This is a genomic window from Neisseria wadsworthii 9715, assembly GCF_000227765.1.
Taxonomy (GTDB): Bacteria; Pseudomonadota; Gammaproteobacteria; order Burkholderiales; family Neisseriaceae; genus Neisseria; species Neisseria wadsworthii.
The window spans coordinates 70,619-92,991 of sequence record NZ_JH165159.1 but is presented as its reverse complement, the minus strand read 5'-3'; the positions used below and the strand labels follow the sequence as shown (position 1 = coordinate 92,991).

The following is a 22,373-nucleotide window of genomic DNA, read 5'->3' as shown; positions in this document are numbered from 1 at the left end:
CGCTCCTGTTTCATCCCCCAACCGAGAAACAGGAGCATTTTTATGGCCACCAAAACCACTGGCAACGAAGCCAAGCAACTCGACCAGCTTTCCCACGACTTAGGCATTCAGTTTGCCTATCCGAATTCCACCAAAATCTATCTGCAAGGCAGCCGCGACGACATCCGCGTGCCGCTGCGCGAAATCGCCCAAGACGACACCGTAACCGACAAAGGCCGCGAGCCGAACCCGCCGATTCCGGTATACGACACCAGCGGCGTGTACGGCGACCCGTCGGCCAAAATCGACCTCAAACAAGGCTTGCCCGATGTGCGCGGCGCATGGATAAACGAGCGCGGCGACACCGAAATCCTGCCTGGTTTGTCGAGCGAATACGGCCTCGAACGCGCTCACGACCCGAAAACCGCCCATCTGCGCTTCAATCAAATCACCCAGCCGCGCCGCGCCAAAGCGGGTAAAAACGTTACCCAGATGCATTATGCAAGACTAGGCATCATCACGCCGGAGATGGAATTTGTCGCCATTCGCGAGCGTATGAAAATGGAAGAAATCTGGCGCGACCCCCGTTATGCCAAAATCATCAAACAGCACGCGGGCGAATCGTTCGGCGCAAACCTGCCCACCCATCCCGACCAAATCACGCCCGAGTTTGTGCGCAGCGAAATCGCCGCCGGCCGCGCGATTATTCCTGCCAACATCAACCACCCCGAGTTGGAGCCGATGATTATCGGCCGCAACTTCCGCGTGAAAATCAACGGCAACTTGGGCAATTCGGCGGTTACTTCCTCGCTCACCGAAGAAGTGGAAAAAATGGTGTGGTCGCTGCGCTGGGGTGCCGATACGATTATGGATTTGTCCACCGGCGCGCATATTCACGAAACGCGCGAATGGATTATCCGCAACGCGCCCGTGCCCATCGGCACCGTGCCGATTTATCAGGCTTTGGAAAAAACCGGCGGCATCGCCGAAGACCTGACGTGGGATTTGTTCCGTGACACCTTAATCGAGCAGGCAGAGCAAGGCGTAGATTATTTCACCATCCATGCGGGCGTGCTGCTGCGCTATGTGCCGCTGACTGCCGAGCGCATCACCGGCATCGTGTCGCGCGGCGGTTCGATTATGGCGAAGTGGTGTTTGGCGCACCATCAGGAAAACTTCCTCTACACCCATTTCGACGAAATCTGCGAAATCATGAAGGCTTACGACGTGTCGTTCAGCCTCGGCGACGGCCTGCGCCCCGGCTGCATTGCCGATTCCAACGATGCCGCGCAGTTCGGCGAATTGCACACGCTGGGCGAACTGACCGCCAAAGCGTGGAAGCACGACGTGCAAGTGATGATCGAAGGCCCCGGCCATGTGCCGCTGCAACGCGTGAAACAAAATATGACCGAAGAGCTGCAACACTGCTTTGAAGCGCCCTTCTACACGCTCGGCCCATTGGTGACCGATATCGCCCCCGGCTACGACCACATCACTTCGGGCATCGGCGCGGCAAATATCGGCTGGTACGGCACCGCCATGCTCTGCTACGTTACCCCGAAAGAGCATTTGGGCCTGCCCGACAAAGAAGACGTGCGCACCGGCATCATTACTTACAAACTGGCCGCCCACGCCGCCGACCTGGCTAAAGGCTGGCCGGGTGCGCAGTTGCGCGACAACGCCTTATCGAAAGCCCGCTTTGAATTCCGCTGGCGCGACCAGTTCCGCCTCGGCCTCGACCCCGAACGCGCCGAAAGCTACCACGACCAAACCCTGCCGGCGGAAGGCGCAAAAATTGCCCACTTCTGCTCAATGTGCGGCCCCAAATTCTGCTCAATGAAAATCACGCAGGAAGTGCGCGACTACGCCGCCGCGCAAAAAGGCATGGAAGAAAAAGCGATTGAGTTTATGAAGAAAGGTGCTGAGATTTACAGCTAAGCAGCATAAATAAGCAAGCAAATGCCTGTCTGAAAACGAGCAACATGAGTTTTCAGACAGGCATTTTGTTTTTCCAGCCGCTTTGTTATGGTTAATCCACGTACATAATAACGATATCGTCATACTCGGGCTTGACCCGAGTATCTTGAGTTCCGGTAAGCCTAGGAGATACTCAGGTCAAGCCCGAGTATGACGAGTGTACTATTTTTCAGTTGATTCACCATACCGCCAAGTTTGCGGCTTGCTGCCTTGTATCAAACATAAGTTTATCTGCTATATATACTAATTTTTATTTGATTAAGTATATGTCGGTTTCCTAATGCAATGCCTGTCTGAACAACCACTTTGTTCAGACAGGCATTCTTATCATTTGCTACCATACTCAATCTTCAGCAATCTATTGCCTACAAACCCAGCTCCCAGGTGTTTTGGATTGGAATATTGCAAAATCCGTTTTGCGTGCGCTCGTAGTGCTCAAAAATATAGGCGACGATTTCGTCTTCGTCGTCCATCAACCGGATTAAATCCATATCTTCGGGGCTAATCATGCCGTTGGCAAGCAACTGCGCTTTTACCCAATCAATCAGGCCGCGCCAAAAGGTTTCGCCTACCAGAATAATCGGGCGGGCGGGTGTTTTGCCGGTTTGCACGAGCGTGAGGCTTTCAAACAGTTCGTCCAGCGTGCCGAAGCCGCCGGGCATGGTTACATAGGCCACGGCGTGTTTGACGAACATAACTTTACGCGGGAAAAAATGCTGAAAAGTCACGGAAAGGTCTTGGTAAGGGTTGGCGGTCTGCTCGTGCGGCAGCGTGATGTTAAGGCCGACCGCGGGGCTTTTGCCTGCAAACGCGCCTTTGTTGGCGGCTTCCATAATGCCCGGCCCGCCGCCGGAAATCACGGAAAAGCCGACATCGGAAAGTTTGCGGGCGAGCCGTTCGGTAAACAGGTAATCGGGATGGTCGGCCGGAGTGCGTGCGCTGCCGTAGATGCTCACGGCAGGCTGGATGGCACGCAGCTCTTCGCCGGCTTCCACAAATTCCGACATGATTTTGAGCAAGTGGTAAGACTCGCGTGCGCGGATGTCGGAACGGGCATCTTCGGGAAGGGAAGGAAAAGGGAGTTTGCTGTTAAGGCTCATGATGTGTTTTGTTTAAGGTTTTGAGTGTTGGAATATACCATAAAGGGCAAACCGGGCAATGCCTGTCTGAAAAGCTGCGGCAAGGCCTACAAGCCCAAAGCATCGGCATGAAATTCAATATGCACGTCAATAAAGCTGGCGATAAAGAAATAGCTGTGGTCATAACCTTTGCGCATATTAAATTGAACATTAAAGCCCTGATTGCGTGCGGCGGCCACGAATTTTTCCGGTTGCAGCTCTTCGGGGTAGAAATCGTCGGCATCGCCTTGATCAATCAGAATCGGCAGTTTCTTTTCGGCATGTTTAACCAATTCCGTGCTGTCGTATTGCGCCCATGTTGCCGGGTTGCCGCCCAGATAGGCCGTAAATGCTTTTTGTCCCAAAGGCGTTTCACTCGGATTCACAATCGGCGCAAAAGCAGAAACGGCAGCATAACGCCCCGGATTTTTCAAGGCAATCTGCAAAGCGCCGTGCCCGCCCATGCTGTGGCCGAAGATGCTGCGTTGGTCGGTTACGGGGAAGTTGGCTTCAACCAGAGCAGGCAGCTCGTGTGCTATATAGTCATACATCCGGTAATGCGCTGCCCACGGTGCCTCGGTGGCATTAACATAAAAGCCGGCGCCTTGCCCTAAGTCATAGCTTTCATCATCGGCCGCCTGAGTGCCGCGCGGCGACGTGTCCGGTATCACCAGCGCGATGCCCCATTGCGCCGCAAAACGCTGCGCGCCGGCTTTGACGGCAAAGTTTTCATCCGTGCAAGTCAGGCCGGAGAGCCAATATAAAACGGGCACTCGATAACCTTGCAACGCCTGCGGAGGCAAATAGATGGCGAAAGTCATCTCACATTGCGTGCTCTCGGAAAAATGGCGATAACGCTCGTGATGGCCGTTGAACATTTTATTGCGGGAAATTAAGGTTAAATCGCTCATTGTTTATGCTTTTCTATCTTTAATATTGTCCAAATGGAAAATGCCTGTCTGAAAACAGCTGTGTGAGGCCAAGCTAAAGGTTTTTCAGACAGGCATTTTATCAATTTGACGAAAGTCGGAAGCGGTTACTTTACACACACCGGAACACGAACGGTATCAATTGTGCCACTTGAATAATTCATTGAGGGCTTGAGTTTCCAACGCACTTTTTTACACTTACCCTTATTAGCCGTTTTAGCTTGCTGCACAGCGGCCTTTTGTTTTTGTCCGTGCTGCGTATTGACTACTCCGCCACCTTGGCGATCTAAAGAATAATTATAAACATGACGCAGCCCTGCCAGACGCTCGGGAGATCCTTCTACAGCTTCTTGCTGCACTCGCAATACTGCGCGTTTTTCCGAAACACGGCCACTAATTTGATAGACTAGAGGGCCGTCATAAGCGCTGCCATTCACATTTCCGTTCGGATCTATTGTGAGTCTGACTTCTTCATCTTGACCCCGCCATCCTCCATTGGTTTGAAGTTTTCCCAACACTGAAATCACAAGTTGATTATCCCGAGGACCATGTTCAGATAATTTAAATTCAGCACCTGACCGGGTAAATGCCAATTTAGCCGGTACTTTTGGTTTTATTTTGCTAGACACAGGACTAGCCTGCAAAATTGTTGCCGTGCGAATACCACTATAAGTAGCTCCCTGCTTGACCAATGTATCTAAAAGACTATTATTACTTAGAGTAGTATTACTTGGAGCAGCATGAGTAGACTTCATAAATGCTATTAGAACGAAACCACACATCACTACCGATGGTACTCTATTTTTTTTTGAAAAGTCATATTAAAACTAAACATGGTTTTTCCTCTTGAAAGTTTGTATTGTGTGCTACCGACTAACGGTCATCTTTTGAATTCCAAAAGCATATCAGATTCACTTGGTGTTTATATACTGAATTTTTTTCATGAAAATAATTGGATTGAATAAATTGGTCACTTTTTATCAAAATTACACTTATTTTCAGGGAAAGGCATTTATTTATGCCTATCTTTCTCAATCCAATGGAGCATTGCCCATTGCCGGCATGAAACCGACTTTTACATTCAAACACTGTCGGGTAAACAGCAATGTCAAATGGATGTATCAATACCGGCAAAATGAAGTCGGGTTGTCATTAGTGAAAATGTTTTAAAGCATCGATTAAGCTATAGCAAATAAACATGCCTGTCTGAAAGTTTTTCAGACAGGCATGTATTCAAACCGCCTCGAACCCCGCACCGGCATAAACCACGGAAACCAGCACGCAATCTTGCGTTCCCGTATTCTGCACGCCGTGTATCAGGCCCGAATCAATCACGATGCTTTCGCCCGCACTGATTATCCGGCGGCTGTTTGCATCATCCAGCAATTCGGCATGCCCCTGCAAAACCACCCAAATATCCTGCCCTTGCGGATGGCGGTGTGCAGGCAGTTTGCCGCCGGGAGGAATTTGCCACAGAACCATATTCATCTGCCGCCCTTCATGCAAAACCGTGCGGACGGATTCGGCGGGGCGGTCGGTCAGATAGTCGGCGAAACGGATAATATCGGGGATATTCACAACGCGGCCTCCTACGGACTTTTTCAGACGGCCTAAGCTTTTAGGCCGTCTGAAAATATAAGTCATTGATTAAAATCATCAACTAAAACCGTTTATTGCATCAACACCGAAGTCATGCTCAACGAACCGCCGACGATTTCATCATTGAATAACTGCACTTCGTCATTATCGTCACGCAACGCCATAATGTAGAGCAGCGGCAGATAATGTTCGGGTGTGGGCGCGGATAGTGCAGCAGCTTCGCCTAAGCGCGGGTAGTGAATCAGGGTTTCCGTGTCATGATGCAAAATGGCTTGGTTGATGTTGCGGCGGAAAGTTTCCGCCCATTCGTAAGCCGCGCCCGGCTGGCGGATATGTGCAAAACTGATGGTGCGCAGGTTATGAACGATATTGCCGCTGCCGACAATCAACACGCCTTGCTCGCGCAAAGGCTTGAGCTTTTGCGCCAATGTAAAATGCCATTCGGCGGGTCGGTGGCGGTTCAGACTCAGTTGCACCACGGGAATATCGGCATCGGGATAAAGATGCTTGAGTACGCTCCAAGTGCCGTGATCAAATCCCCGTCTGTTATCTACAGATACCGGCTCGGGGTCGAGCAAACGCTGCACTTCAGCGGCCAGTTCGGGGCTGCCGGGAGCCGGGTATTGCACTTGGTTCAGCTCTTCGGGAAAGCCGTAAAAATCATATATCATGCCCGGTGTGTTGCTGCCGGATACTTGCAGGGCATCGCTGTACCAATGTGCGGAAATCATCAATATGGCGCGGGGCTTGGGAAACTGCACAGCCACTTGCCGGAAGCCTCGGTTAAACGGATTATCCGCTTCAATGGCGTTCATCGGGCTGCCATGGCCGAGAAATAAGGCGGGTGTTTTGTTCATAAGGCCGTATGAAAAATGTTTTGAAACAGTCTTGGTTTATTTTGAAATCACAAGCTAATCGGCTTGGCTATCGTTAAACCACTTGTTCAATAACAATGCCTGTCTGAAACGGATTGGGTTCCAGCTTTACAGAACCGCGCGTTGTTCGTTTTCAGACAGGCATAATCAATTGAACAGCTTACAGGCCGAATACTTTCAGGCGGTCTTCCAGCGGTTCAAACGTTTTTCCACCGGCGGGTGCTTCAATGCCGCCGAATACCATTTGCGCGCGTAATGTCCAGTTGGCGGGAATCGACCATTCTTGGGCAACGGCGTGGTCAATCAGCGGGTTGTAGTGTTGCAGGTTGGCGCCGATACCGGCTGCGGCCAGCGTGGTCCACACGGCATATTGGTGCATGGCGTCGGTGTGCTCCGACCAAACGGGGAAATTGTCGGCATAGCTGGGGAAGCGTTCCTGCAAGCCTTTCACCACGTTTTGGTCTTCGAAAAACAGCACCGAACCGGCTGCGGCTTTAAAACCATCCAGCTTTTGCTTGGTCGGCTCGAATTTGTCGGCGGGCACGATGGCGCGCAAAGCTTCTTCGGTAAGCTGCCACAGCTTTTCATGATCTGCGCCGAACAGCACCACCACGCGGGTAGATTGCGAGTTGAAGGCAGAAGGCGTGTGCAGCACGGCGTGTTGGATGATGTCCATTACCTCTATGACAGGCACAGGCAGGTTTTTGTTTAAAGCATAAACGGAACGGCGGGTTGCCGCGGCTTTTTGGAGTGTTTGGTAAGTCATGGTATTTTCCTTTATAGAGATAAATATAGGGAAGATTGATGGTTCAGACAGGCATTATGCTTTTTTGTTCAATTGATTATCCAGCGCCCAAGCGCCGCCTCCTGCCGCTGAGAGATACAGGAAAATAAAGCAGAATAGAGCCGCCGCTTCACCATTGTTCATCAGCGGGAATAAAGGCGTTTTGGCAGCGTGGAACATAAAATAAGCCACCGCCATCATGCCGGACAATACAAACGCCACAGTGCGGGTAAACAAACCCAGCAGCAGTAACGCGCCGCCGAACACTTCAAGCACGCCGGCCAAGCCTAATAGCGACATCAATTGCAAGCCGTCAAAACGCTCGATATGCGGCAGCGCAAACAGTTTCGCCGTGCCGTGCAGCATAAACATATAGGCCGAAGTGATGCGCAGCACCGACAGCAAAATGGGTTGGAAACGGGCAAAGTTGTTGTGTGAAGCGGTCATTTTAATTACTCGGGTTATTGATTTACGGTGTGCAGTATAGAAGTTTCTTGTTTGTAGATATATACTTATTTTATTGAATAACCGTTTCCTATTAAGAAATCATGGATACCCTGTTCAGCCTAAAAGTTTTCCGCCAAGTGGTTGAGAAAGGCAGCTTTACCCGTGCCGCCGAGCATCTCGGCATTTCCAACGCCATGGCCAGCAAACATGTCAGCCATTTGGAAAATACCCTCCAAGCCAAACTGCTGCACCGCAACAGCCGCAACTTGCACCTAACCGAAACCGGAGAAGCTTACTACCGCCAATGCTGCCACGCCCTCGAAACCCTCGAAACCGCTGCCCAAAAAGCCGCCGGCGTTACCGAAAAACCACAAGGCATTTTGCGCATCACCATGCCGCAATGGTTTGCCAACCCGCGCATCAGCCGCTGGATCAGTGAATACAAACAGCTTTATCCCGAAGTGTCGCTTGATTTGGTGCTCACCAACCGCCGCACCGACCTCATCGCCGAAGGCTTCGACCTTGCCTTGCGCGTTTCTAGAGTTCCCCACCCCTCGCTGATTGTCAAGCCATTAGCCGATATCGAATTTCTTCTGCTTGCCTCGCCGGATTACCTGCGGCGAAACGGCGTTCCGCAAACCCCTGAAGAAGCGGCACAACACACTGCCGTGTTGCCTTCCTACACCGACATGAGCCGCATCGAAATCCAACATAAATCCAGCGGTGAACGCAGCCTGCTCGAATTAACTTCTACCATACACAGCGACAGCACGCTCATGGTCGGCAGCCTGATCCGGGCGGGCTGCGGCATCGGCTTTCAGCCCGAATGGTGTGTGGACGAGGACTTAACCACCGGCAAAGTCGTGAGCCTGCTGCCGGAATACCGTTTCGTTACCTCGAAACTCTACGCCGCTTATGTTGACCGCGCGTTTTTAAGTGCTAAGGTGAGGAGTTTTATTGATTTTTTGAGTGGGAAGGTTGAAATGCCTGTCTGAAAACCGGCTTAGTGGAAATAGGGCGCAGCCTGTTTTTATATTGTATGCAGATTTGCGGCCCAATTTGTCAGCTTTTTTGTGAAGGATTATCTTGGCTTAGCAGTTTTTGCTATAGTTCAACCACTTTCATAGTAACAGCGCCGTCATACTCAGGCTTGCCCCGAGTATGTTGAGTTTCAGTCATGTCGGGAGATGCTTGCGTCAAACCCGAGTATGACGTGTGTACTTTTTCTTAAGTTTATTTGCTATACCATTCTGAGTAAGGATGTTTGCTCAGATAAGCGTTTGTGTATTTTCCGTCGGATGTGATTTCTTCGCCGAGCCAATCGGGTTTGGGAAAAGGGGTGTCTTCCGAAGGCAGCTCTAATTCGGCCACAATCAGCGGGGCATTTTCTCCGAAATATTCGTCTATCTCAAAAGTAAAGCCTTCATACACTACTTCGTGGCGGCTCTTTTCCAGTTTGAACGGACACATTGTATCCATCATTGTTTGGGCGTCGGCCAGTGGAATTTCATATTCAAATTCGCTGCGGGTAATATCGGAAATATAACCTTTCAGCGTTAGCCATGCTTGATTTCCGATAATGCGTACGCGGATTGTGCGTTCTTTTTCAACGCTTAAATAGCCTTGGCTCATCAGTTTGGGTTCGGAGGCTGTGGCTTTCCAATGATCGTTTCTAATCAAAAAGCGGCGCTCTGTTTCGATATTACTCATGGTTTTCCTTGTTTGAATCGGCTGTTAGAAAGGCTTGAATACCACTAAATAAAGCGCGGCAATCATTAATATCACGGGAATCTCGTTGAAAAAGCGATACCATTTATGACTGTGGCGGTTTGCTTTTGTGCGGAAGGCGCGCAAAAGCACCCAGCAGTAAACATGATAGACGGCCAGCAGAAACCCGATGGATGTTTTCGCATGTACCCAGCCGTTGGCCCACCAATTAACGGTAAAAGGCACAATGATACCGCTAAGCAAGGCGCCTATGCCCAGCGGTGTCATGAACTTAAACAGTTTTTCTGCCATGACCATTAGTCGTTCATATTCGTTACTTTCCGGCGCCGCCATTGCCAGATTTACATAAATGCGGGGGAGGTAAAACAGTCCGGCAAACCAGGAAATAATGAAGAAGATATGGATGAATTTAAACCAGAGATACATTTTCAGACAGGCGTTGGAAGAAAACCGCATTATATCGTTAAAGTTTGTTGTAAGCAGCACGGCAGCCGGTTAAGTTTGTTAGAATGCCCTCCGCATTATTGATTATGCTAAACGAAGGAAAACGAAATGATCGGACAATTTGAAATCCACGGCGGTGTGAAAAAATCGCTGCAAGAATATCTTGACGGTAAAGGCATCGACCTGCAACAGGCGATGGATGCCGAGGAAACCAATAAGGAAGTGGCGGCCATTATTCATGCCGGTTTGCCGGCCATGGTGCGCAAAATTTATTCGCTGTCGAAAATGGAAACTTTTTTCTGGGAAAAGAAGGATTTGATGGTTGAATTTGTGGCGCAGCGTTTGGCTGCGGCAGAAAAAAAGCCCAAAGGCAGCAAAAACACCAATAAGAAAAAACGTTAAACCGTGCGATGAACAATGCCTGTCTGAAAAGGTGTTTTCAGACAGGCATTGTTGCCATTAAGGTAATTTGATTGACTATAGCGGATCAACTTAAAAATAATACACCCGTCATACTCGAGCCAAGCCCGAGTATGACGGGGCTGTTATTATGTAAGTGGTTTAACTATATAGCTATAAATGCAGCGCGCTCAAAACACGCGTGCTCCAATGATTCCAACGGTAAGTAAACAACGCATAAGTTTCCTGCATCAGAAACCGGCGGCGCTTTTCGCTTTCTGTAAAGCGGCTGGTCGGAGTGGCGGATGTGGCGGCATTGATGCCCAAATCATGCGCCATTGTGCGTGCGCGAGCCAGATGGTAGGGGTCGCTCACGAGAATAACGGTGTCGATATCGTTGTCGCGCAAGAGCTTGCGGATGTTTTGCAAGTTTTGAAACGTATCGCGCGAAGTGTTTTCAAACAAAATATCTTTTTTCGGTACACCTTGCTTTAAAGCATAACGCCTGCCGACTTCCGCTTCCGTCATATAGCCTTCTTTCGGTGAGCCGCCGGTGAAAATCAGCTTTTCTACACGCCGGCTCTGGTAAAGCGTGATGGCATGATTGATGCGTTCGCGAAATACGGGAGAAGGGTTTTTGCCCCAAGCGGCGGCGCCGAGCACCACGGCGGCATCGGCGTATATCGTTTGCGGCTTGGCATTGCCTGTTTGGTAAACATCAAAAGCGCAATAAAGCATCAGCAATATGGGCAGCATCAGGCTGGCGAATATGCCGACGAAAAAATAGCGCAGCAGGCTTTTGCCGGTTTTGAATGTGTTCATGCAGATTTTTTAGGGTAAAATCGCTTCGATATTATTCAGTGGTCGGCCGATGGCGGCGCGGTTGCCGACAATGGCAATCGGGCGCTCCAACAGGGCAGGATGCTCGGCGATGGCTTGTAAAAGCTGCTCGTTGCTGAGTTCGGCTGTATCCAGCCCGAGGGTTTTGTACAATTCGTCTTTCACGCGCATCATGCCGCGCGGAGAATCAAGCCCGAGCTTTTGGAAGATGCCCTCCAGTGCGGCAAAGTCGGGCGGCGTGTCCAAATAGCGGATAACCTCGGCCTGAATGTTTCGGCTTTCCAAAAGGGCGAGTGCGTCACGTGATTTGGAGCAGCGGGGATTGTGATAAAGAATGATGTTTGCCATGGTTTTTTGGTAAAGTTGTTTTTCAATAATCAAGCTGTTTTCAGACAGGCATTACAGGTTGCGTTATTGTATGCCAGCGTTAATGTTTTGTCGCGTGCAATCTCCCGCTTGATAAACAGGATTCAGTTTAACAAGGAAATATGATGAAAAAATTAATGATGCTGTTGGCTGCTGTGTGTGCCGCGCAAGTACCGGCTGCCGATCTGCAAGACTGGAAAAGCAGTAAGCCGCAAAACTTCCGGGCTTTGCCGGGGCAGGTTAAAGTGGTCAATATCTGGGCGACATGGTGTGCGCCCTGCCGCAAAGAGATGCCGGCCATGTCGGCATGGTATCAAAAACAGGATAAGAAAAAAGTGTCGCTGGTTGGGGTGGCAATTGATAAGCGCGAAAGCATCGGCCAGTTTTTGCAAAAAACGCCGGTGGTTTATCCGGTATGGCATTATTCCGGCAACGACAGCCGCGCGTTTATGAAAACACTCGGCAATCAATTCGGCGGGGTGCCTTATACCGTGGTTTATGCCGATAAATGCGACAAACGCCAAAACATTGCGGGGGAAGTGAATGCGGCTAAACTGGATGAGGCGGTAAAGGCTGTGCGGATGCAGTGTAAGCTGGGTTGATCGGAAGATTCGGCCTAAAAAAATCGCAACCATATTTTAAGAATGCCTGTCTGAACATGTTCAGACAGGCATTTATGCTGCCTATATGCTTTTAAAACACACCGAACCGGCGTAAAATGCTCGGTTTAATTTGATTAACAGGCGGTATGTAACTGCCTGAATTTTCGGAAAAGCAGAATGAGTCAACCACACAATCCCCAAACCGAAGAACCCCAGTTAGACGAAAACCAAATCATCGCCCTGCGCCGCGAAAAATTAAACGAACTGCGCAAACACGGCACCGCTTTCCCCAACCAATACAAGCGCGACGCCTTCGCAGGCGATTTGCAGGCGCAATACGGTTCGCTGGAAAAAGCCGAGCTCGACCCGCAGGAAATCCCCGTTAAAGTGGCCGGCCGCATGATGCTGCAACGCGCCATGGGGAAAGCCAGCTTCGCCACCATCCAAGACGTGAGCGGCCAGATTCAAGTGTATGTGAACAACCAAGGCGTGGGCGAAGACGTGCACAACGCCTTCAAACATTGGGATTTGGGCGACATCATCGGCGTGGAAGGCTCGCTGTTCAAAACCAACCACGGCGAGTTGACCGTGCGCGCATCCAAGCTGCATCTGCTTACCAAATCGCTGCGTCCGCTGCCCGACAAACACAAAGGCCTGACCGACCAAGAGCAGAAATACCGCCAGCGTTACGCCGATCTGATTACCAACCAAGATTCGCGCGACACCTTTATCAAACGCAGCAAAATCATCCAAGCCGTGCGCAACTACATGGTCAACGAGCGTTATCTCGAAGTGGAAACCCCGATGATGCACCCGATTCCCGGCGGCGCCACGGCCAAGCCTTTCGTTACCCACCACAACGCGCTCGACATGCCGCTTTACCTGCGCATCGCCCCCGAGCTGTATCTGAAACGCTTGGTTGTGGGCGGTTTGGAGCGCGTGTTTGAAATCAACCGCAGTTTCCGCAACGAAGGCATGAGCACCCGCCACAACCCCGAATTCACCATGATGGAATTCTACGAAGCGTTCTGCACTTACGAGCGCATGATGGAAATGACCGAAGGCGTGATCCGCCATGCCGCCAAAGAAGTGTGTGGCAACGCCAAAGTGAGCTACAACGGCAAAGAAGTGGATTTGGAAAGCCCGTTCGAGCGTTTGACCATTCTCGAAGCCATCAAAAAATACAACCCGCAATATACCGACGAACAGTTAAACGATGCCGAGTGGCTGAAAAAAGAAATCGTGAAACACGGCGAAAAAATCCCGCCGTCGCCCGGTATCGGCAGCCTGCAACTGGCCTTGTTTGAAGGCTGTGCGGAAAGCAAACTGTGGAACCCGACGTTTATCATCGACTATCCGGTGGAAGTGTCGCCGCTGGCGCGCGCATCCGACACCAAACCCGGACTGACCGACCGCTTCGAGCTGTTTATCGTCGGCCGCGAGTTGGCCAACGGCTATTCGGAGTTGAACGACCCCGAAGACCAAGCCGCCCGCTTTAAAGCGCAAGTGGCGCAGAAAGATGCCGGCGACGACGAAGCCATGCACTATGATGCCGACTACATCCGCGCCATGGAATACGGCCTGCCTCCCACCGGCGGCAGCGGCATCGGCTTAGACCGCTTGGTGATGCTGCTCACCGATGCGCCGTCTATCCGTGATGTGATTCTGTTTCCGCAAATGCGCCCCGAATAAATCAAGATAGCCAAATGCCTGTCTGAAAAGCTTTTCAGACAGGCATTTTTTATCCCATCACATATCCCAAAATACCTGTCGAAGCCACGGCAATCAATACGGTCGGCAGCATGGAAAGCCTGCTTGCGGCAAGCAGCGTGATTGCCAGCGCAATCAACTCGTGCGGTTTGTCGGACACAAAATGCGGCGCAATCACGGCAATCAGCACGCAGCCTGCACACCTAATATCAGTGCAAACAGCAACATGCCGAACAATACCGGCACCACTTTTTTCATGCTACGCATCAATTCGGACTTTGGGGAAGGTTGGGGAGGAACCATAGGAAGTTTTCGTTTGGGCAATTTGAAGAAAATTTGTCATTATAACGAATACAATTGTGCAAACTCGGGCATGTAGTGCGCGGCGGCGGATTGAATCTGTTAAAATCCGAACAACCATATCCTGGTATTCAGACAGGCGTGGTGCCATTCGTAAACAACTATAAATGATAGAAGAAAATATAATATGCGCAAACTCACTTTGATTATCGTTGCTGCTTTCAGTTTATGTGCCTGCAAACCGGGTGCTTTAGAAGGCGGTACCGATCTGCTTTCAGCAGGAGCGAAATTATTTAAAATTTTTGGGAAAAAAGCGGATAAATCTGCACCGCAAGCTTCAGAGCTTGGTTTGGATAAACATGATTTGGCCGCTCTGGCCACGCCGCCCGCAAACCCCCAACCGGTTTTCACTTTCACACCTACCCAAAAACAAGTGATAATTTATTTTGGAAAAGATGCCGAGCAGAAGCCGGGCCCGTCGCCTGATGGTTATTACCGGGTTGTCAAAGGCCAAACCGCAGACGGCCGTTGGGTGGTGCAGGATTTTTATCAAAACAATAAAGCGCCCCAAACGAATGTGTTTGTCATCAAACGCGGCGGAGACGTTAATGATTTCGACTCTGCTATGGGCGACAGCCATTTGGTATGGTTCCAGCCTGATGGTTTGGTAAATATGCAGGGTAAATATGAGGACGGCGTTTGGCAAGGGATAGGCGCTTTTTATACGGATAACAAGCTATCGGCTTATATACGGGATTTTTCTACTGACAAAATCGATTTGGTAACAACCTATCCCCAAGGCACAATCAAGTCCCGCATTGTCATGGATTTTCCGAATCAGACACAAACGCATACGCTCTACTATACCGATGGCGGCGGAATGGCCAAAATCGTCTTTAATGTACAAGACCAAAAGCCCGTGTCTATGCAAGCATGGGATAAAGAAGGTTATGAAATCGCCGCAGGCGATATTAAAGAGCAAATTGTGGGATTGCTGGAAGAAGACGATAAATTGCTGCAAGATTTTCAACAAAAAGTCACCAGCTAAAGATGCGGCCTTATTTACTTACGGCTTGATAAAATTGATTGGTATCACGCAGACAGGCAATGCCTGTCTGAAAACTTGTTTTGATTATGGTAAGGATAAACCTATGAACCGCAACGAAGAGCTTTTCAACCGCGCCAAAGCCATTATTCCCGGCGGCGTGAACTCGCCTGTGCGCGCATTCGGCAGCGTCGGCGGCGTGCCGCGTTTTATTAAAAAAGCGCAGGGCGCGTTTGTGTGGGATGCGGCCGGCAAGCAATATATCGACTATGTCGGCTCATGGGGGCCGGCCATTGTGGGGCACGCGCATCCCGAAGTGCTCGAAGCCGTGCGCGAAGCGGCTGTAGACGGTTTGTCGTTTGGCGCGCCGACCGAAGCGGAAATCGTGATTGCCGAAGAAATCGCCAAAATCCTGCCGAGCGTGGAGCAGCTGCGCTTGGTAAGCTCCGGCACGGAAGCCACCATGAGCGCCATCCGCCTGGCGCGCGGCTACACCGGCCGCGACAAAATCGTGAAATTCGAAGGCTGCTACCACGGCCATTCAGACAGCCTTTTGGTCAAAGCCGGCTCCGGCCTGCTCACATTCGGCAACCCCAGCTCCGCCGGCGTGCCTGCCGATTTCACCAAACATACCGTGGTATTGCCTTACAACGATACCGAAGCGTTGAAAGAAGCGTTTGCCGGGTTCGGCCACGAAATCGCCTGCGTGATTATCGAGCCGATTGCAGGCAATATGAATTTGGTGAAACCGAGCAGCGAATTCGTGCAAACCCTGCGCCGGATTACCGAAGAAAACGGCAGCGTGTTGATTTACGATGAAGTGATGACCGGTTTCCGCGTGGCTTTGGGCGGCGCGCAATCGCTGCACGGCATCACGCCCGATTTAACCACCATGGGTAAGGTAATCGGCGGCGGTATGCCGCTGGCGGCGTTTGGCGGCAAAAAAGAAATCATGGCCTGCATTTCGCCTTTGGGCGGCGTGTATCAGGCGGGCACTTTATCCGGCAACCCCGTTGCCGTGGCGGCCGGCTTGAAAACGCTGGAAATTATTCAGCGCCCCGGTTTCTACGAAAACCTTAGCGAGCGCACCGAGCAGCTGGTAAACGGGCTGGCGGAAGCCGCGCAGGCGGCAGGCACGGTGTTTACCGCCGATTCGGTGGGCGGTATGTTCGGCCTGTATTTCGCCGGCAAAAAGCCCGAAACCTACGCCGATATGACGGCTTCAAATATCGAGAATTTCAAACGCTTTTTCCACGGCATGCTGGAGGAAGGCGTGGCATTCGGCCCGTCGGCTTACGAAGCCAGCTTTATGTCTGCCGCGCACACGCCGGAGCTGATTGAAGACACCGTGAAAGCAGCGCGCAAAGTGTTTGCCGCCATGCCGGTTTAAGCGGCCGATGCCTGTCTGAAAGCGGGTAACGCGGCTTTCAGACAGGCATTCAAGTTTTTTCCGATACCGTCCAGCCGAGCCGCCTTTACCCGGTCGGGCCCAATCAAGCATAATCACATCACACATTAATAAATCCAATCCGACTACTAAGGAATCAAAACATGGCATTTCTAAAACTCACCGAACAAAACGTACAAGGCAAAACCGTATTGATCCGCGCCGATATGAACGTGCCGTTTAAAGACGGCAAAATCAGCGACGACACCCGCATCCGCGCATCGCTGGCTTCCATCAAATACGCGTTGGACAACGGCGCCGCCGTGATTGTGATGTCGCATCTCGGCCGCCCGACCGAAGGAGAGTTTCATCCCGAAGACGACGTTGCGCCCGTTGCCGCGCATTTGGGCGGCCTGTTGGGTAAAGAAGTGAAAGTGTTGAACGATTGGCAGGAAAACAAACCCAATTTGGCCGCCGGCGAAGTGGCCATGCTGCAAAACGTGCGCATTAACAAAGGCGAGAAGAAAAATGCCGCCGAGCTGGGCAAAGCCTACGCTTCGTTGTGCGACGTGTTTGTGAACGACGCATTCGGCACCGCGCACCGTGCGCAAGCTTCAACCGAAGCCGTTGCCACCGCCGCGCCGCTTTCCTGCGCCGGCATTTTGATGGCCGAAGAATTGGACGCTTTGGGCAAAGCCCTCAAAGAACCCGCCCGCCCGATGGTGGCCATTGTGGCAGGCAGCAAAGTGTCTACCAAGCTGACCATTTTGGAAAGTTTGGCCGACAAAGTGGATCAATTGATTGTGGGCGGCGGCATTGCCAACACTTTCTTGCTGGCGCAAGGCAAACCCATCGGCAAGTCGCTGGCGGAAACCGATTTGGTGGACGAAGCGAAAAAAATCATGGAAAAAATGTCGGCCAAAGGCGGCGCCGTGCCGCTGCCGATTGACGTGGTGGTGGCCAAAGAGTTTGCCGAAAATGCCGAAGCTACCGTGAAATCAATCGACGACGTAGCAACCGACGAGATGATTCTCGACATTGGCCCGAAATCAGCCGGGCAATTGGCCGATTTGTTGAAAAAAGCCGGCACCGTGGTGTGGAACGGCCCAGTCGGCGTGTTTGAGTTCGACCAGTTTGCAGGCGGCACCGAAGTGTTGGCCAAAGCCATCGCCGAAAGCCCTGCTTTCTCGATTGCAGGCGGCGGCGACACTTTGGCAGCCATAGCCAAATTCGGCATTACCGACCAAATCAGCTACATTTCCACCGGCGGCGGCGCGTTCCTCGAGTTTTTGGAAGGTAAAGAATTGCCCGCCGTAGCCGCGTTGGAGAAATTTGCAGGCTAAATCAAACGGTTTTCCGATTAGTGGGAACAACATACAATGCCTGTCTGAAAGCCTTTTCAGACAGGCATTGTTTATTAAGTATAGTGAATCGATTTAAAAAATCGAGCGCTGAAGCCATTAGTAAATCTTGGCTATTGTTGCCTGCCCGCTGGCGCCGCCGAACGGAGCAGGATTTTCGGGAGAGTAAGGCCGCTCTCGGAGCGTAGCGACTAGCGGCCGCCCCGAAAAGCATGCGCAGTGAGGGCAGTTTGCGTAGCAAACCGGTAACCGCGGTCGCCTTTCTTTGCTTACTTTCTTTGGCGAAGCAAAGAAAGTAAGTGGCCGCGCGGCCATGAAGCGCAATCTTAAATAAAGGGAAAACTGACATTCAAGGCGTACATACCAAATTAACTAAAAAATAGCACGTTCGTTATACTCGGCTTCACTCGAGTATCTTCAGTCACGAGGACATTTAGAGATGCTCGGGTCAAGCCCAAGCATGACCAAACCATGATAAACAATGAGTTTATTGCTATTAAATAAACAAATGCCTGTCTGAAATATTTTTCAGACAGGCATAAACGCTAACTCGCCTAATATCAGGAAACCATCATGCCGCATAGCAAGCACGAAATCCGCCGCCGGCTGCGCCGGGCACGCAAAAGCCTTTCCGGTCGGGAACGCCGCCGAGTCACGCTTGCCGCCAATCGGAATATGAAAAAGCTGCTCAAACGCGGTAAAAAAATGGCGGTGTATTGGCCGGTGGGCAGCGAGCTGGTGTTGGATGAACTGGTTCGCAGTGCGTTCAAGCGAGGTGTGCGAGTTTATCTGCCTTATATTGAAAAACGCAGCCTGCGGCTTTGGTTTACACCTTACCATGTTGGATTGGCGCCGGAACGCAACCGAAAAGGCCGTTTGGATATTCCGCAGTTTTCAGGCAGAAAAGTGCGCGCCGAACGAATGGATATTATGTTGCTGCCGTTGGTGGGCGTGGATGAGCAAGGCTACCGTTTGGGGCAGGGCGGCGGGTTTTATGATGCTTCGCTGGCGCGCGCGCGCTTTGGCAAGCCTTTGAAAATCGGTGCGGGCTTTGCTTGCCAAATGATACGAAAGCTGCCGAACGAAATGCATGATATGCGTTTGGACGGCTTTGTGTCTGAAAACGGTATTGTTTGGTTTTGAAAAGACTTCAGACAGGCATTTTGCTGCATTTGCTTTTCTTTACTGAAAAAACTCTTTAAATCTGCGAGATAGACGGAATATTGGAAGCCGAACGGGCCATCACAGCCAGAAAACTTCATATCCTACGATATTGCCTTGCCGCTACTTGACTGATGAGTAAGTTTTTCGGTTATGCCCCTTTATGAATGTATTTGAAAAGGAAATCCAACCATGCAAACGGTTTCTTACGCCGCAACCTATCCCCACACCTGTAATAAAGCTCTGTATGTGGCCATGGCGCTTTTGTTTGGCACGTTCGGCGTGCATAAGTTCTGCGCCGGCCGTGTGTGGATGGGCATACTTTATTTCTTGCTGAGCTGGACGTTTATTCCCACTGTGATCGGCATCATCGAAGGTATTCTGGCTGCGTTTAAACCGACGGATTCTTTCGGAGCAATTGTGGTTTAAATCTGATTGGACACGGCTTATAATGAATCAACTAAAAAAAATCATATACTTAAATCATTAGCAAATCTTGGCTATTGCTGCCTGCCCGCTGGCGCCGTCGAACGGAGCGGGGTTTTCGGGGAAGCAAGGCCGCTCCGAAAAGCTCGCGCAGTGAGGGCGGTTTGCGCAGCAAACCGGTAACTACGGTCGCCTTTCTTTGGCGAAGCAAAGCAAGTAAGTGGCCGCGCGGCCATAAAGCGCAATCTTAAAAAAACGAAATATAGAAATTAAAAACGCGCGTTGCCATACCAAATTTCAAATTTGAAGTTAACCCACTATACTTAAACCAAACAATAACCAAACAATGCCTGTCTGAAAAAATTTCAGACAGGCATTTGTATGTAAAGCAGCCTTATCTTTGGCGTTTCAATTCATTTTGAATGGCACGCACGTTGGCTTGGCGGTCGCGAACCGTTTGCTCCAATCCGGAGGTGTCGCCGCCGGACTTGCGCGCGCGTTCGAGTTGGGCTTGTGCTCTGATGAGTGCGGCCTGCTCGCTGGCAATTTCGCGCTGGAGAATCTGCTTGCGGGTCAGCTTGGGTTTGGGCGGCGGAAGGGGTTTGTAGTTTGCCGGCATACGGGTATTGGTTTGCACGGAGCGTGAAGCAGGGGTTTTGCTTTTATCGATTGGTTGGTTGCGGATTTTCACGTTCATGTCAGCCGGTTTTTCAATGTCGGCACGCGGCATGATTTTGATGTCGTCGTAGGAACCGAATTGTTCTTTTTCCCAGATTTGGGCGATTTTGTCGGTTTCGTTGATGGTGGCGAAATTGAAAGAGGGCTCGCCGTAAAGTTCTACCTGGGTATTCAATGCAATGGTGGCAGGAGTTTTGCCCATGATTTCTGCCATGCTGGGTGTGGAGGTGCGCTCTACCGATACGGTTTCTTCGGAGATGCCGTTCATTTCGGATATTTGGCAGGTGTTGTTGATTCTTTGGGTGGTGTAGACGGCTTTGCCGTTTAGTTGACAGATGTAGTTGGTTCGCGCCAGAGTTTGCTGGCTCAACAGCAGGCTCAATAGGCCGGCGGAAAGAAAAAGGATTTTTTTCATTAGATTGTGTGGTTTATCAGGGTTGAATTTTCGGGGATTATAGCGAAATCCTGTGTAAATTTGGGTTTTATCTATAACCGAAAAGCTTAAAAAATAAACAAGTCTGTGCGGCTTGCCGTCTTGTGTTAATGCAATTTGATTGGCTATATATGTTTGTTTAATTAAGAAAAATGCCTGTCTGAAAAATTCAGACAGGCATTGTTTTTATTTGGCTTAGAGTAAAGATGCCAAAACGAATGTCCAGATACACACGAATATCAATAGTCCGATACTGTATTTTAAGGTCATTTTCAGCAAGGCGGATTCTTGGCCTGCTTTGCCTACGGCAGCCGTGGCAATGGCAATAGATTGCGGTGACACCAGTTTCGCCATTGTGCCGCCTGCGGTATTGGCTTGCACCAGCAGGGCAGGATCGATGCTTAAGTGCTGTGCAACAATGGATTGCACCGGTGCGAACAAGGTGTTGTTATTCACAACTGATCCGGTCATAAATACGCCGATCCAACCTAACACGGGCGAGAGCAGCGGGAATACGCCGCCGGTTACGGCAACGGCTTCTGCCAATGCTTTAGTCATGCCGGTGTAAGTAGTGAGCTTGGCAATGGCAAGAATGAAGCAGATGGTGGCGATGGAAAGCCATAATTCCTTGCAGGTTTTTTCAGGTCGGTTACTGCGCGCGCTACGCCCAGCGATTTGCCGGAAACCAGAATGGTGGCCAGCACGGCCAGTAAAATTGCGGTGCCGGTTGAATTGATCAAACCTAAGCCGACCGTGATTTTTTGATCACCGGCTGCAGCCAGTGTCCAATTCAGGTTGGTAAAAGTCAGAGGCGCATCGGGTTTGAACAAGGCTTTGAAAAACGGCATGCTCCACACAATCACGAATGCACTGAGGATATAGAACGGCGACCAAGCGGAAATGATGGCGCTGAACGAATGGCGGGCTGTTTCTTCTTTGTCTTCCGGTGAGATGCGGAAGATGTTTTTCGGCTGCCATTTGGTTGACAGTGCGGCCAGTGCGATTAAAGACAACAAAGGCGGCAGGATATCGGCCAATTCGGGGCCGACAAAATACGTTACAGCCATCTGGCATGAAGTAAACACCCCGGAAGTAACCAACAGCGCAGGCAGCGTTTCCTTAATGCCTTTGAAACCGTCGATAATCCATACCAGCAAAAACGGTACGCTTGCCGCAATAAAAGGCAGCGTGGTATTGGTGGCTTTGGAAACATCCATCGCAGTTACGCCTTCCAAATGGAAGGTATCAATAATCGCAACCGGGATACCGATGGCACCGAATGCGCCGGAAGCCGCGTTGGCAATCAAACACAGCATCGCTGCTTGTAAAGGATTAAAGCCTAATGCCGCCAGCATCACGCCGCAGATGGCAATCGGTACGCCGAAGCCTGCCGCGCCTTCGAGGAATGCGCCGAAGCAGAATGCGATCAGCAGCAGCTGGATGCGTTGGTCGGGCGAAATCATGGCAAGGCTGCCTTTGATCACTTCAAATTTGCCGGAAGCCACGGTGAGCTTGTAGAGCCAAACCGCCATGATGATGATATAACCGATAGGCCACATACCCTGCACAATGCCTTGTACCACGGAAGCAACTGCTACATTAACGGGCAGGGCAAAGGGGAAAAACGAAAGCACCAAAGTTACCACTAGTGTGAGCAAAGCGGCATGGATACCTTTCATTTTCAACACGGTCAGGCTGAGCAGAAAGAGGATAATAGGAACGGAAGCAACAGCGGCGGAAAGCCAGATGTTGCCTAGGGGATCGAATGTGGGGGAAAACATGTTT

25 protein-coding genes and 1 pseudogene are annotated in these 22,373 nt (G+C 50.8%); 11 read left to right on the top strand and 15 right to left on the bottom strand.

Annotation, left to right across the window (positions count from 1 at the left end):
• The first annotated feature begins 42 nt into the window (after positions 1 to 42).
• Entirely contained in the window at positions 43 to 1,917 is a 1,875-nt protein-coding gene (gene thiC / locus HMPREF9370_RS00395) for a phosphomethylpyrimidine synthase ThiC (protein ID WP_009115239.1), read from the top strand.
• 404 nt (positions 1,918 to 2,321) lie between these two features.
• Here the strand turns inward: thiC and HMPREF9370_RS00390 are convergent, their stop codons facing one another.
• The 3 genes from HMPREF9370_RS00390 to HMPREF9370_RS00380 form a co-directional block, all read right to left on the bottom strand.
• Positions 2,322 to 3,056 carry an LOG family protein gene (locus tag HMPREF9370_RS00390; RefSeq protein WP_009115238.1) on the bottom strand — a complete coding sequence of 245 codons (735 nt, stop codon included), beginning with the start codon at positions 3,054 to 3,056 and terminating at the stop codon, positions 2,322 to 2,324.
• An 86-nt stretch (positions 3,057 to 3,142) separates the two neighbouring features.
• Positions 3,143 to 3,985 (bottom strand): S-formylglutathione hydrolase, encoded by an 843-nt coding sequence (fghA, locus tag HMPREF9370_RS00385; RefSeq protein ID WP_009115237.1) that lies wholly within the window; start codon positions 3,983 to 3,985, stop codon positions 3,143 to 3,145.
• 125 nt (positions 3,986 to 4,110) lie between these two features.
• A complete protein-coding gene (locus HMPREF9370_RS00380; RefSeq protein WP_156792942.1) occupies positions 4,111 to 4,758 on the bottom strand; it encodes a hypothetical protein in 648 nt (215 codons plus the stop codon).
• A 187-nt stretch (positions 4,759 to 4,945) separates the two neighbouring features.
• Between HMPREF9370_RS00380 and HMPREF9370_RS00375 the strand changes: the two genes are divergently transcribed.
• Positions 4,946 to 5,173, top strand: coding sequence for a surface lipoprotein assembly modifier (locus HMPREF9370_RS00375; protein WP_009115235.1), 228 nt, complete (start codon positions 4,946 to 4,948; stop codon positions 5,171 to 5,173).
• A 63-nt stretch (positions 5,174 to 5,236) separates the two neighbouring features.
• On the opposite strand, the gene HMPREF9370_RS00370 is transcribed toward HMPREF9370_RS00375, so the two are convergent.
• From HMPREF9370_RS00370 to HMPREF9370_RS00355, 4 genes are all read right to left on the bottom strand, one after another.
• Positions 5,237 to 5,581 (bottom strand): cupin domain-containing protein, encoded by a 345-nt coding sequence (locus tag HMPREF9370_RS00370; RefSeq protein WP_040667247.1) that lies wholly within the window; start codon positions 5,579 to 5,581, stop codon positions 5,237 to 5,239.
• A 92-nt stretch (positions 5,582 to 5,673) separates the two neighbouring features.
• A complete protein-coding gene (ygiD, locus tag HMPREF9370_RS00365; protein WP_009115233.1) occupies positions 5,674 to 6,459 on the bottom strand; it encodes a 4,5-DOPA-extradiol-dioxygenase in 786 nt (261 codons plus the stop codon).
• Positions 6,460 to 6,637: 178 nt separating this feature from the next.
• A complete protein-coding gene (locus HMPREF9370_RS00360) occupies positions 6,638 to 7,243 on the bottom strand; it encodes a nitroreductase family protein (RefSeq protein WP_009115232.1) in 606 nt (201 codons plus the stop codon).
• Positions 7,244 to 7,297: 54 nt separating this feature from the next.
• Complete coding sequence (locus HMPREF9370_RS00355) at positions 7,298 to 7,708, bottom strand: DoxX family protein (RefSeq protein ID WP_009115231.1); 411 nt, start codon at positions 7,706 to 7,708, stop codon at positions 7,298 to 7,300.
• 101 nt (positions 7,709 to 7,809) lie between these two features.
• On the opposite strand from HMPREF9370_RS00355, the gene HMPREF9370_RS00350 reads away from it, so the two are divergent.
• Entirely contained in the window at positions 7,810 to 8,703 is an 894-nt protein-coding gene (locus tag HMPREF9370_RS00350; RefSeq protein WP_009115230.1) for a LysR family transcriptional regulator, read from the top strand.
• A 238-nt stretch (positions 8,704 to 8,941) separates the two neighbouring features.
• Here HMPREF9370_RS00350 and HMPREF9370_RS00345 read toward each other — a convergent pair whose 3' ends face one another.
• Positions 8,942 to 9,418, bottom strand: a complete 477-nt coding sequence (locus tag HMPREF9370_RS00345) for a CYTH domain-containing protein (protein WP_009115229.1) — start codon at positions 9,416 to 9,418, stop codon at positions 8,942 to 8,944.
• Positions 9,419 to 9,442: 24 nt separating this feature from the next.
• Positions 9,443 to 9,862, bottom strand: coding sequence for a CopD family protein (locus HMPREF9370_RS00340; RefSeq protein WP_040666713.1), 420 nt, complete (start codon positions 9,860 to 9,862; stop codon positions 9,443 to 9,445).
• A 126-nt stretch (positions 9,863 to 9,988) separates the two neighbouring features.
• On the opposite strand from HMPREF9370_RS00340, the gene HMPREF9370_RS00335 reads away from it, so the two are divergent.
• Positions 9,989 to 10,282, top strand: a complete 294-nt coding sequence (locus HMPREF9370_RS00335) for a hypothetical protein (protein WP_009115227.1) — start codon at positions 9,989 to 9,991, stop codon at positions 10,280 to 10,282.
• A gap of 171 nt (positions 10,283 to 10,453) precedes the next feature.
• On the opposite strand, the gene HMPREF9370_RS00330 is transcribed toward HMPREF9370_RS00335, so the two are convergent.
• Positions 10,454 to 11,101 (bottom strand): YdcF family protein, encoded by a 648-nt coding sequence (locus tag HMPREF9370_RS00330; protein ID WP_009115226.1) that lies wholly within the window; start codon positions 11,099 to 11,101, stop codon positions 10,454 to 10,456.
• Between the two features lie 9 nt (positions 11,102 to 11,110).
• Complete coding sequence (gene arsC, locus HMPREF9370_RS00325) at positions 11,111 to 11,467, bottom strand: arsenate reductase (glutaredoxin) (RefSeq protein WP_040667245.1); 357 nt, start codon at positions 11,465 to 11,467, stop codon at positions 11,111 to 11,113.
• A 143-nt stretch (positions 11,468 to 11,610) separates the two neighbouring features.
• Between arsC and HMPREF9370_RS00320 the strand changes: the two genes are divergently transcribed.
• Positions 11,611 to 12,087, top strand: a complete 477-nt coding sequence (locus HMPREF9370_RS00320; protein ID WP_040666712.1) for a TlpA disulfide reductase family protein — start codon at positions 11,611 to 11,613, stop codon at positions 12,085 to 12,087.
• 177 nt (positions 12,088 to 12,264) lie between these two features.
• Positions 12,265 to 13,779 (top strand): lysine--tRNA ligase, encoded by a 1,515-nt coding sequence (lysS, locus tag HMPREF9370_RS00315; RefSeq protein ID WP_009115222.1) that lies wholly within the window; start codon positions 12,265 to 12,267, stop codon positions 13,777 to 13,779.
• Positions 13,780 to 13,828: 49 nt separating this feature from the next.
• On the opposite strand, the pseudogene HMPREF9370_RS00310 reads toward lysS, so the two are convergent.
• Positions 13,829 to 13,993, bottom strand: a pseudogene (locus HMPREF9370_RS00310) (AzlD family protein); the annotation flags it as partial.
• A gap of 291 nt (positions 13,994 to 14,284) precedes the next feature.
• Here HMPREF9370_RS00310 and HMPREF9370_RS00305 point away from each other — a divergent pair.
• The 5 genes from HMPREF9370_RS00305 (at position 14,285) to HMPREF9370_RS00285 (ending at position 19,480) form a co-directional block, all read left to right on the top strand.
• A complete protein-coding gene (locus tag HMPREF9370_RS00305) occupies positions 14,285 to 15,145 on the top strand; it encodes a hypothetical protein (RefSeq protein WP_009115219.1) in 861 nt (286 codons plus the stop codon).
• 103 nt (positions 15,146 to 15,248) lie between these two features.
• Positions 15,249 to 16,532 (top strand): glutamate-1-semialdehyde 2,1-aminomutase, encoded by a 1,284-nt coding sequence (gene hemL, locus HMPREF9370_RS00300; RefSeq protein ID WP_040666710.1) that lies wholly within the window; start codon positions 15,249 to 15,251, stop codon positions 16,530 to 16,532.
• A gap of 161 nt (positions 16,533 to 16,693) precedes the next feature.
• Positions 16,694 to 17,872 (top strand): phosphoglycerate kinase, encoded by a 1,179-nt coding sequence (locus HMPREF9370_RS00295; RefSeq protein WP_009115217.1) that lies wholly within the window; start codon positions 16,694 to 16,696, stop codon positions 17,870 to 17,872.
• Positions 17,873 to 18,460: 588 nt separating this feature from the next.
• On the top strand, positions 18,461 to 19,033 hold the full coding sequence (locus tag HMPREF9370_RS00290) for a 5-formyltetrahydrofolate cyclo-ligase (protein WP_370992365.1): 573 nt from the start codon (positions 18,461 to 18,463) through the stop codon (positions 19,031 to 19,033).
• Between the two features lie 210 nt (positions 19,034 to 19,243).
• Positions 19,244 to 19,480 carry a TM2 domain-containing protein gene (locus tag HMPREF9370_RS00285; RefSeq protein ID WP_009115214.1) on the top strand — a complete coding sequence of 79 codons (237 nt, stop codon included), beginning with the start codon at positions 19,244 to 19,246 and terminating at the stop codon, positions 19,478 to 19,480.
• Between the two features lie 391 nt (positions 19,481 to 19,871).
• Here HMPREF9370_RS00285 and HMPREF9370_RS11505 read toward each other — a convergent pair whose 3' ends face one another.
• The 3 genes from HMPREF9370_RS11505 to HMPREF9370_RS00275 form a co-directional block, all read right to left on the bottom strand.
• A complete protein-coding gene (locus HMPREF9370_RS11505) occupies positions 19,872 to 20,570 on the bottom strand; it encodes a hypothetical protein (protein ID WP_009115213.1) in 699 nt (232 codons plus the stop codon).
• Between the two features lie 213 nt (positions 20,571 to 20,783).
• Entirely contained in the window at positions 20,784 to 21,173 is a 390-nt protein-coding gene (locus HMPREF9370_RS12375; protein ID WP_256998677.1) for an L-lactate permease, read from the bottom strand.
• Positions 21,143 to 22,369 (bottom strand): L-lactate permease, encoded by a 1,227-nt coding sequence (locus HMPREF9370_RS00275; RefSeq protein WP_009115211.1) that lies wholly within the window; start codon positions 22,367 to 22,369, stop codon positions 21,143 to 21,145. The genes HMPREF9370_RS12375 and HMPREF9370_RS00275 overlap by 31 nt, the downstream gene beginning before the upstream one ends.
• Between the last annotated feature and the right edge of the window lie 4 nt (positions 22,370 to 22,373).

Coding starts and splice junctions, on each gene's coding strand:
- thiC (WP_009115239.1), top strand. CDS start 43: ATGGCCACCAAAACCACTGGCAACGAAGCCAAGCAACTCGACCAGCTT.
- HMPREF9370_RS00390 (WP_009115238.1), bottom strand. CDS start 3,056: ATGAGCCTTAACAGCAAACTCCCTTTTCCTTCCCTTCCCGAAGATGCC.
- fghA (WP_009115237.1), bottom strand. CDS start 3,985: ATGAGCGATTTAACCTTAATTTCCCGCAATAAAATGTTCAACGGCCAT.
- HMPREF9370_RS00380 (WP_156792942.1), bottom strand. CDS start 4,758: ATGAAGTCTACTCATGCTGCTCCAAGTAATACTACTCTAAGTAATAAT.
- HMPREF9370_RS00375 (WP_009115235.1), top strand. CDS start 4,946: ATGAAAATAATTGGATTGAATAAATTGGTCACTTTTTATCAAAATTAC.
- ygiD (WP_009115233.1), bottom strand. CDS start 6,459: ATGAACAAAACACCCGCCTTATTTCTCGGCCATGGCAGCCCGATGAAC.
- HMPREF9370_RS00360 (WP_009115232.1), bottom strand. CDS start 7,243: ATGACTTACCAAACACTCCAAAAAGCCGCGGCAACCCGCCGTTCCGTT.
- HMPREF9370_RS00355 (WP_009115231.1), bottom strand. CDS start 7,708: ATGACCGCTTCACACAACAACTTTGCCCGTTTCCAACCCATTTTGCTG.
- HMPREF9370_RS00350 (WP_009115230.1), top strand. CDS start 7,810: ATGGATACCCTGTTCAGCCTAAAAGTTTTCCGCCAAGTGGTTGAGAAA.
- HMPREF9370_RS00345 (WP_009115229.1), bottom strand. CDS start 9,418: ATGAGTAATATCGAAACAGAGCGCCGCTTTTTGATTAGAAACGATCAT.
- HMPREF9370_RS00340 (WP_040666713.1), bottom strand. CDS start 9,862: ATGTATCTCTGGTTTAAATTCATCCATATCTTCTTCATTATTTCCTGG.
- HMPREF9370_RS00335 (WP_009115227.1), top strand. CDS start 9,989: ATGATCGGACAATTTGAAATCCACGGCGGTGTGAAAAAATCGCTGCAA.
- HMPREF9370_RS00330 (WP_009115226.1), bottom strand. CDS start 11,101: ATGAACACATTCAAAACCGGCAAAAGCCTGCTGCGCTATTTTTTCGTC.
- arsC (WP_040667245.1), bottom strand. CDS start 11,467: ATGGCAAACATCATTCTTTATCACAATCCCCGCTGCTCCAAATCACGT.
- HMPREF9370_RS00320 (WP_040666712.1), top strand. CDS start 11,611: ATGAAAAAATTAATGATGCTGTTGGCTGCTGTGTGTGCCGCGCAAGTA.
- lysS (WP_009115222.1), top strand. CDS start 12,265: ATGAGTCAACCACACAATCCCCAAACCGAAGAACCCCAGTTAGACGAA.
- HMPREF9370_RS00305 (WP_009115219.1), top strand. CDS start 14,285: ATGCGCAAACTCACTTTGATTATCGTTGCTGCTTTCAGTTTATGTGCC.
- hemL (WP_040666710.1), top strand. CDS start 15,249: ATGAACCGCAACGAAGAGCTTTTCAACCGCGCCAAAGCCATTATTCCC.
- HMPREF9370_RS00295 (WP_009115217.1), top strand. CDS start 16,694: ATGGCATTTCTAAAACTCACCGAACAAAACGTACAAGGCAAAACCGTA.
- HMPREF9370_RS00285 (WP_009115214.1), top strand. CDS start 19,244: ATGCAAACGGTTTCTTACGCCGCAACCTATCCCCACACCTGTAATAAA.
- HMPREF9370_RS11505 (WP_009115213.1), bottom strand. CDS start 20,570: ATGAAAAAAATCCTTTTTCTTTCCGCCGGCCTATTGAGCCTGCTGTTG.
- HMPREF9370_RS00275 (WP_009115211.1), bottom strand. CDS start 22,369: ATGTTTTCCCCCACATTCGATCCCCTAGGCAACATCTGGCTTTCCGCC.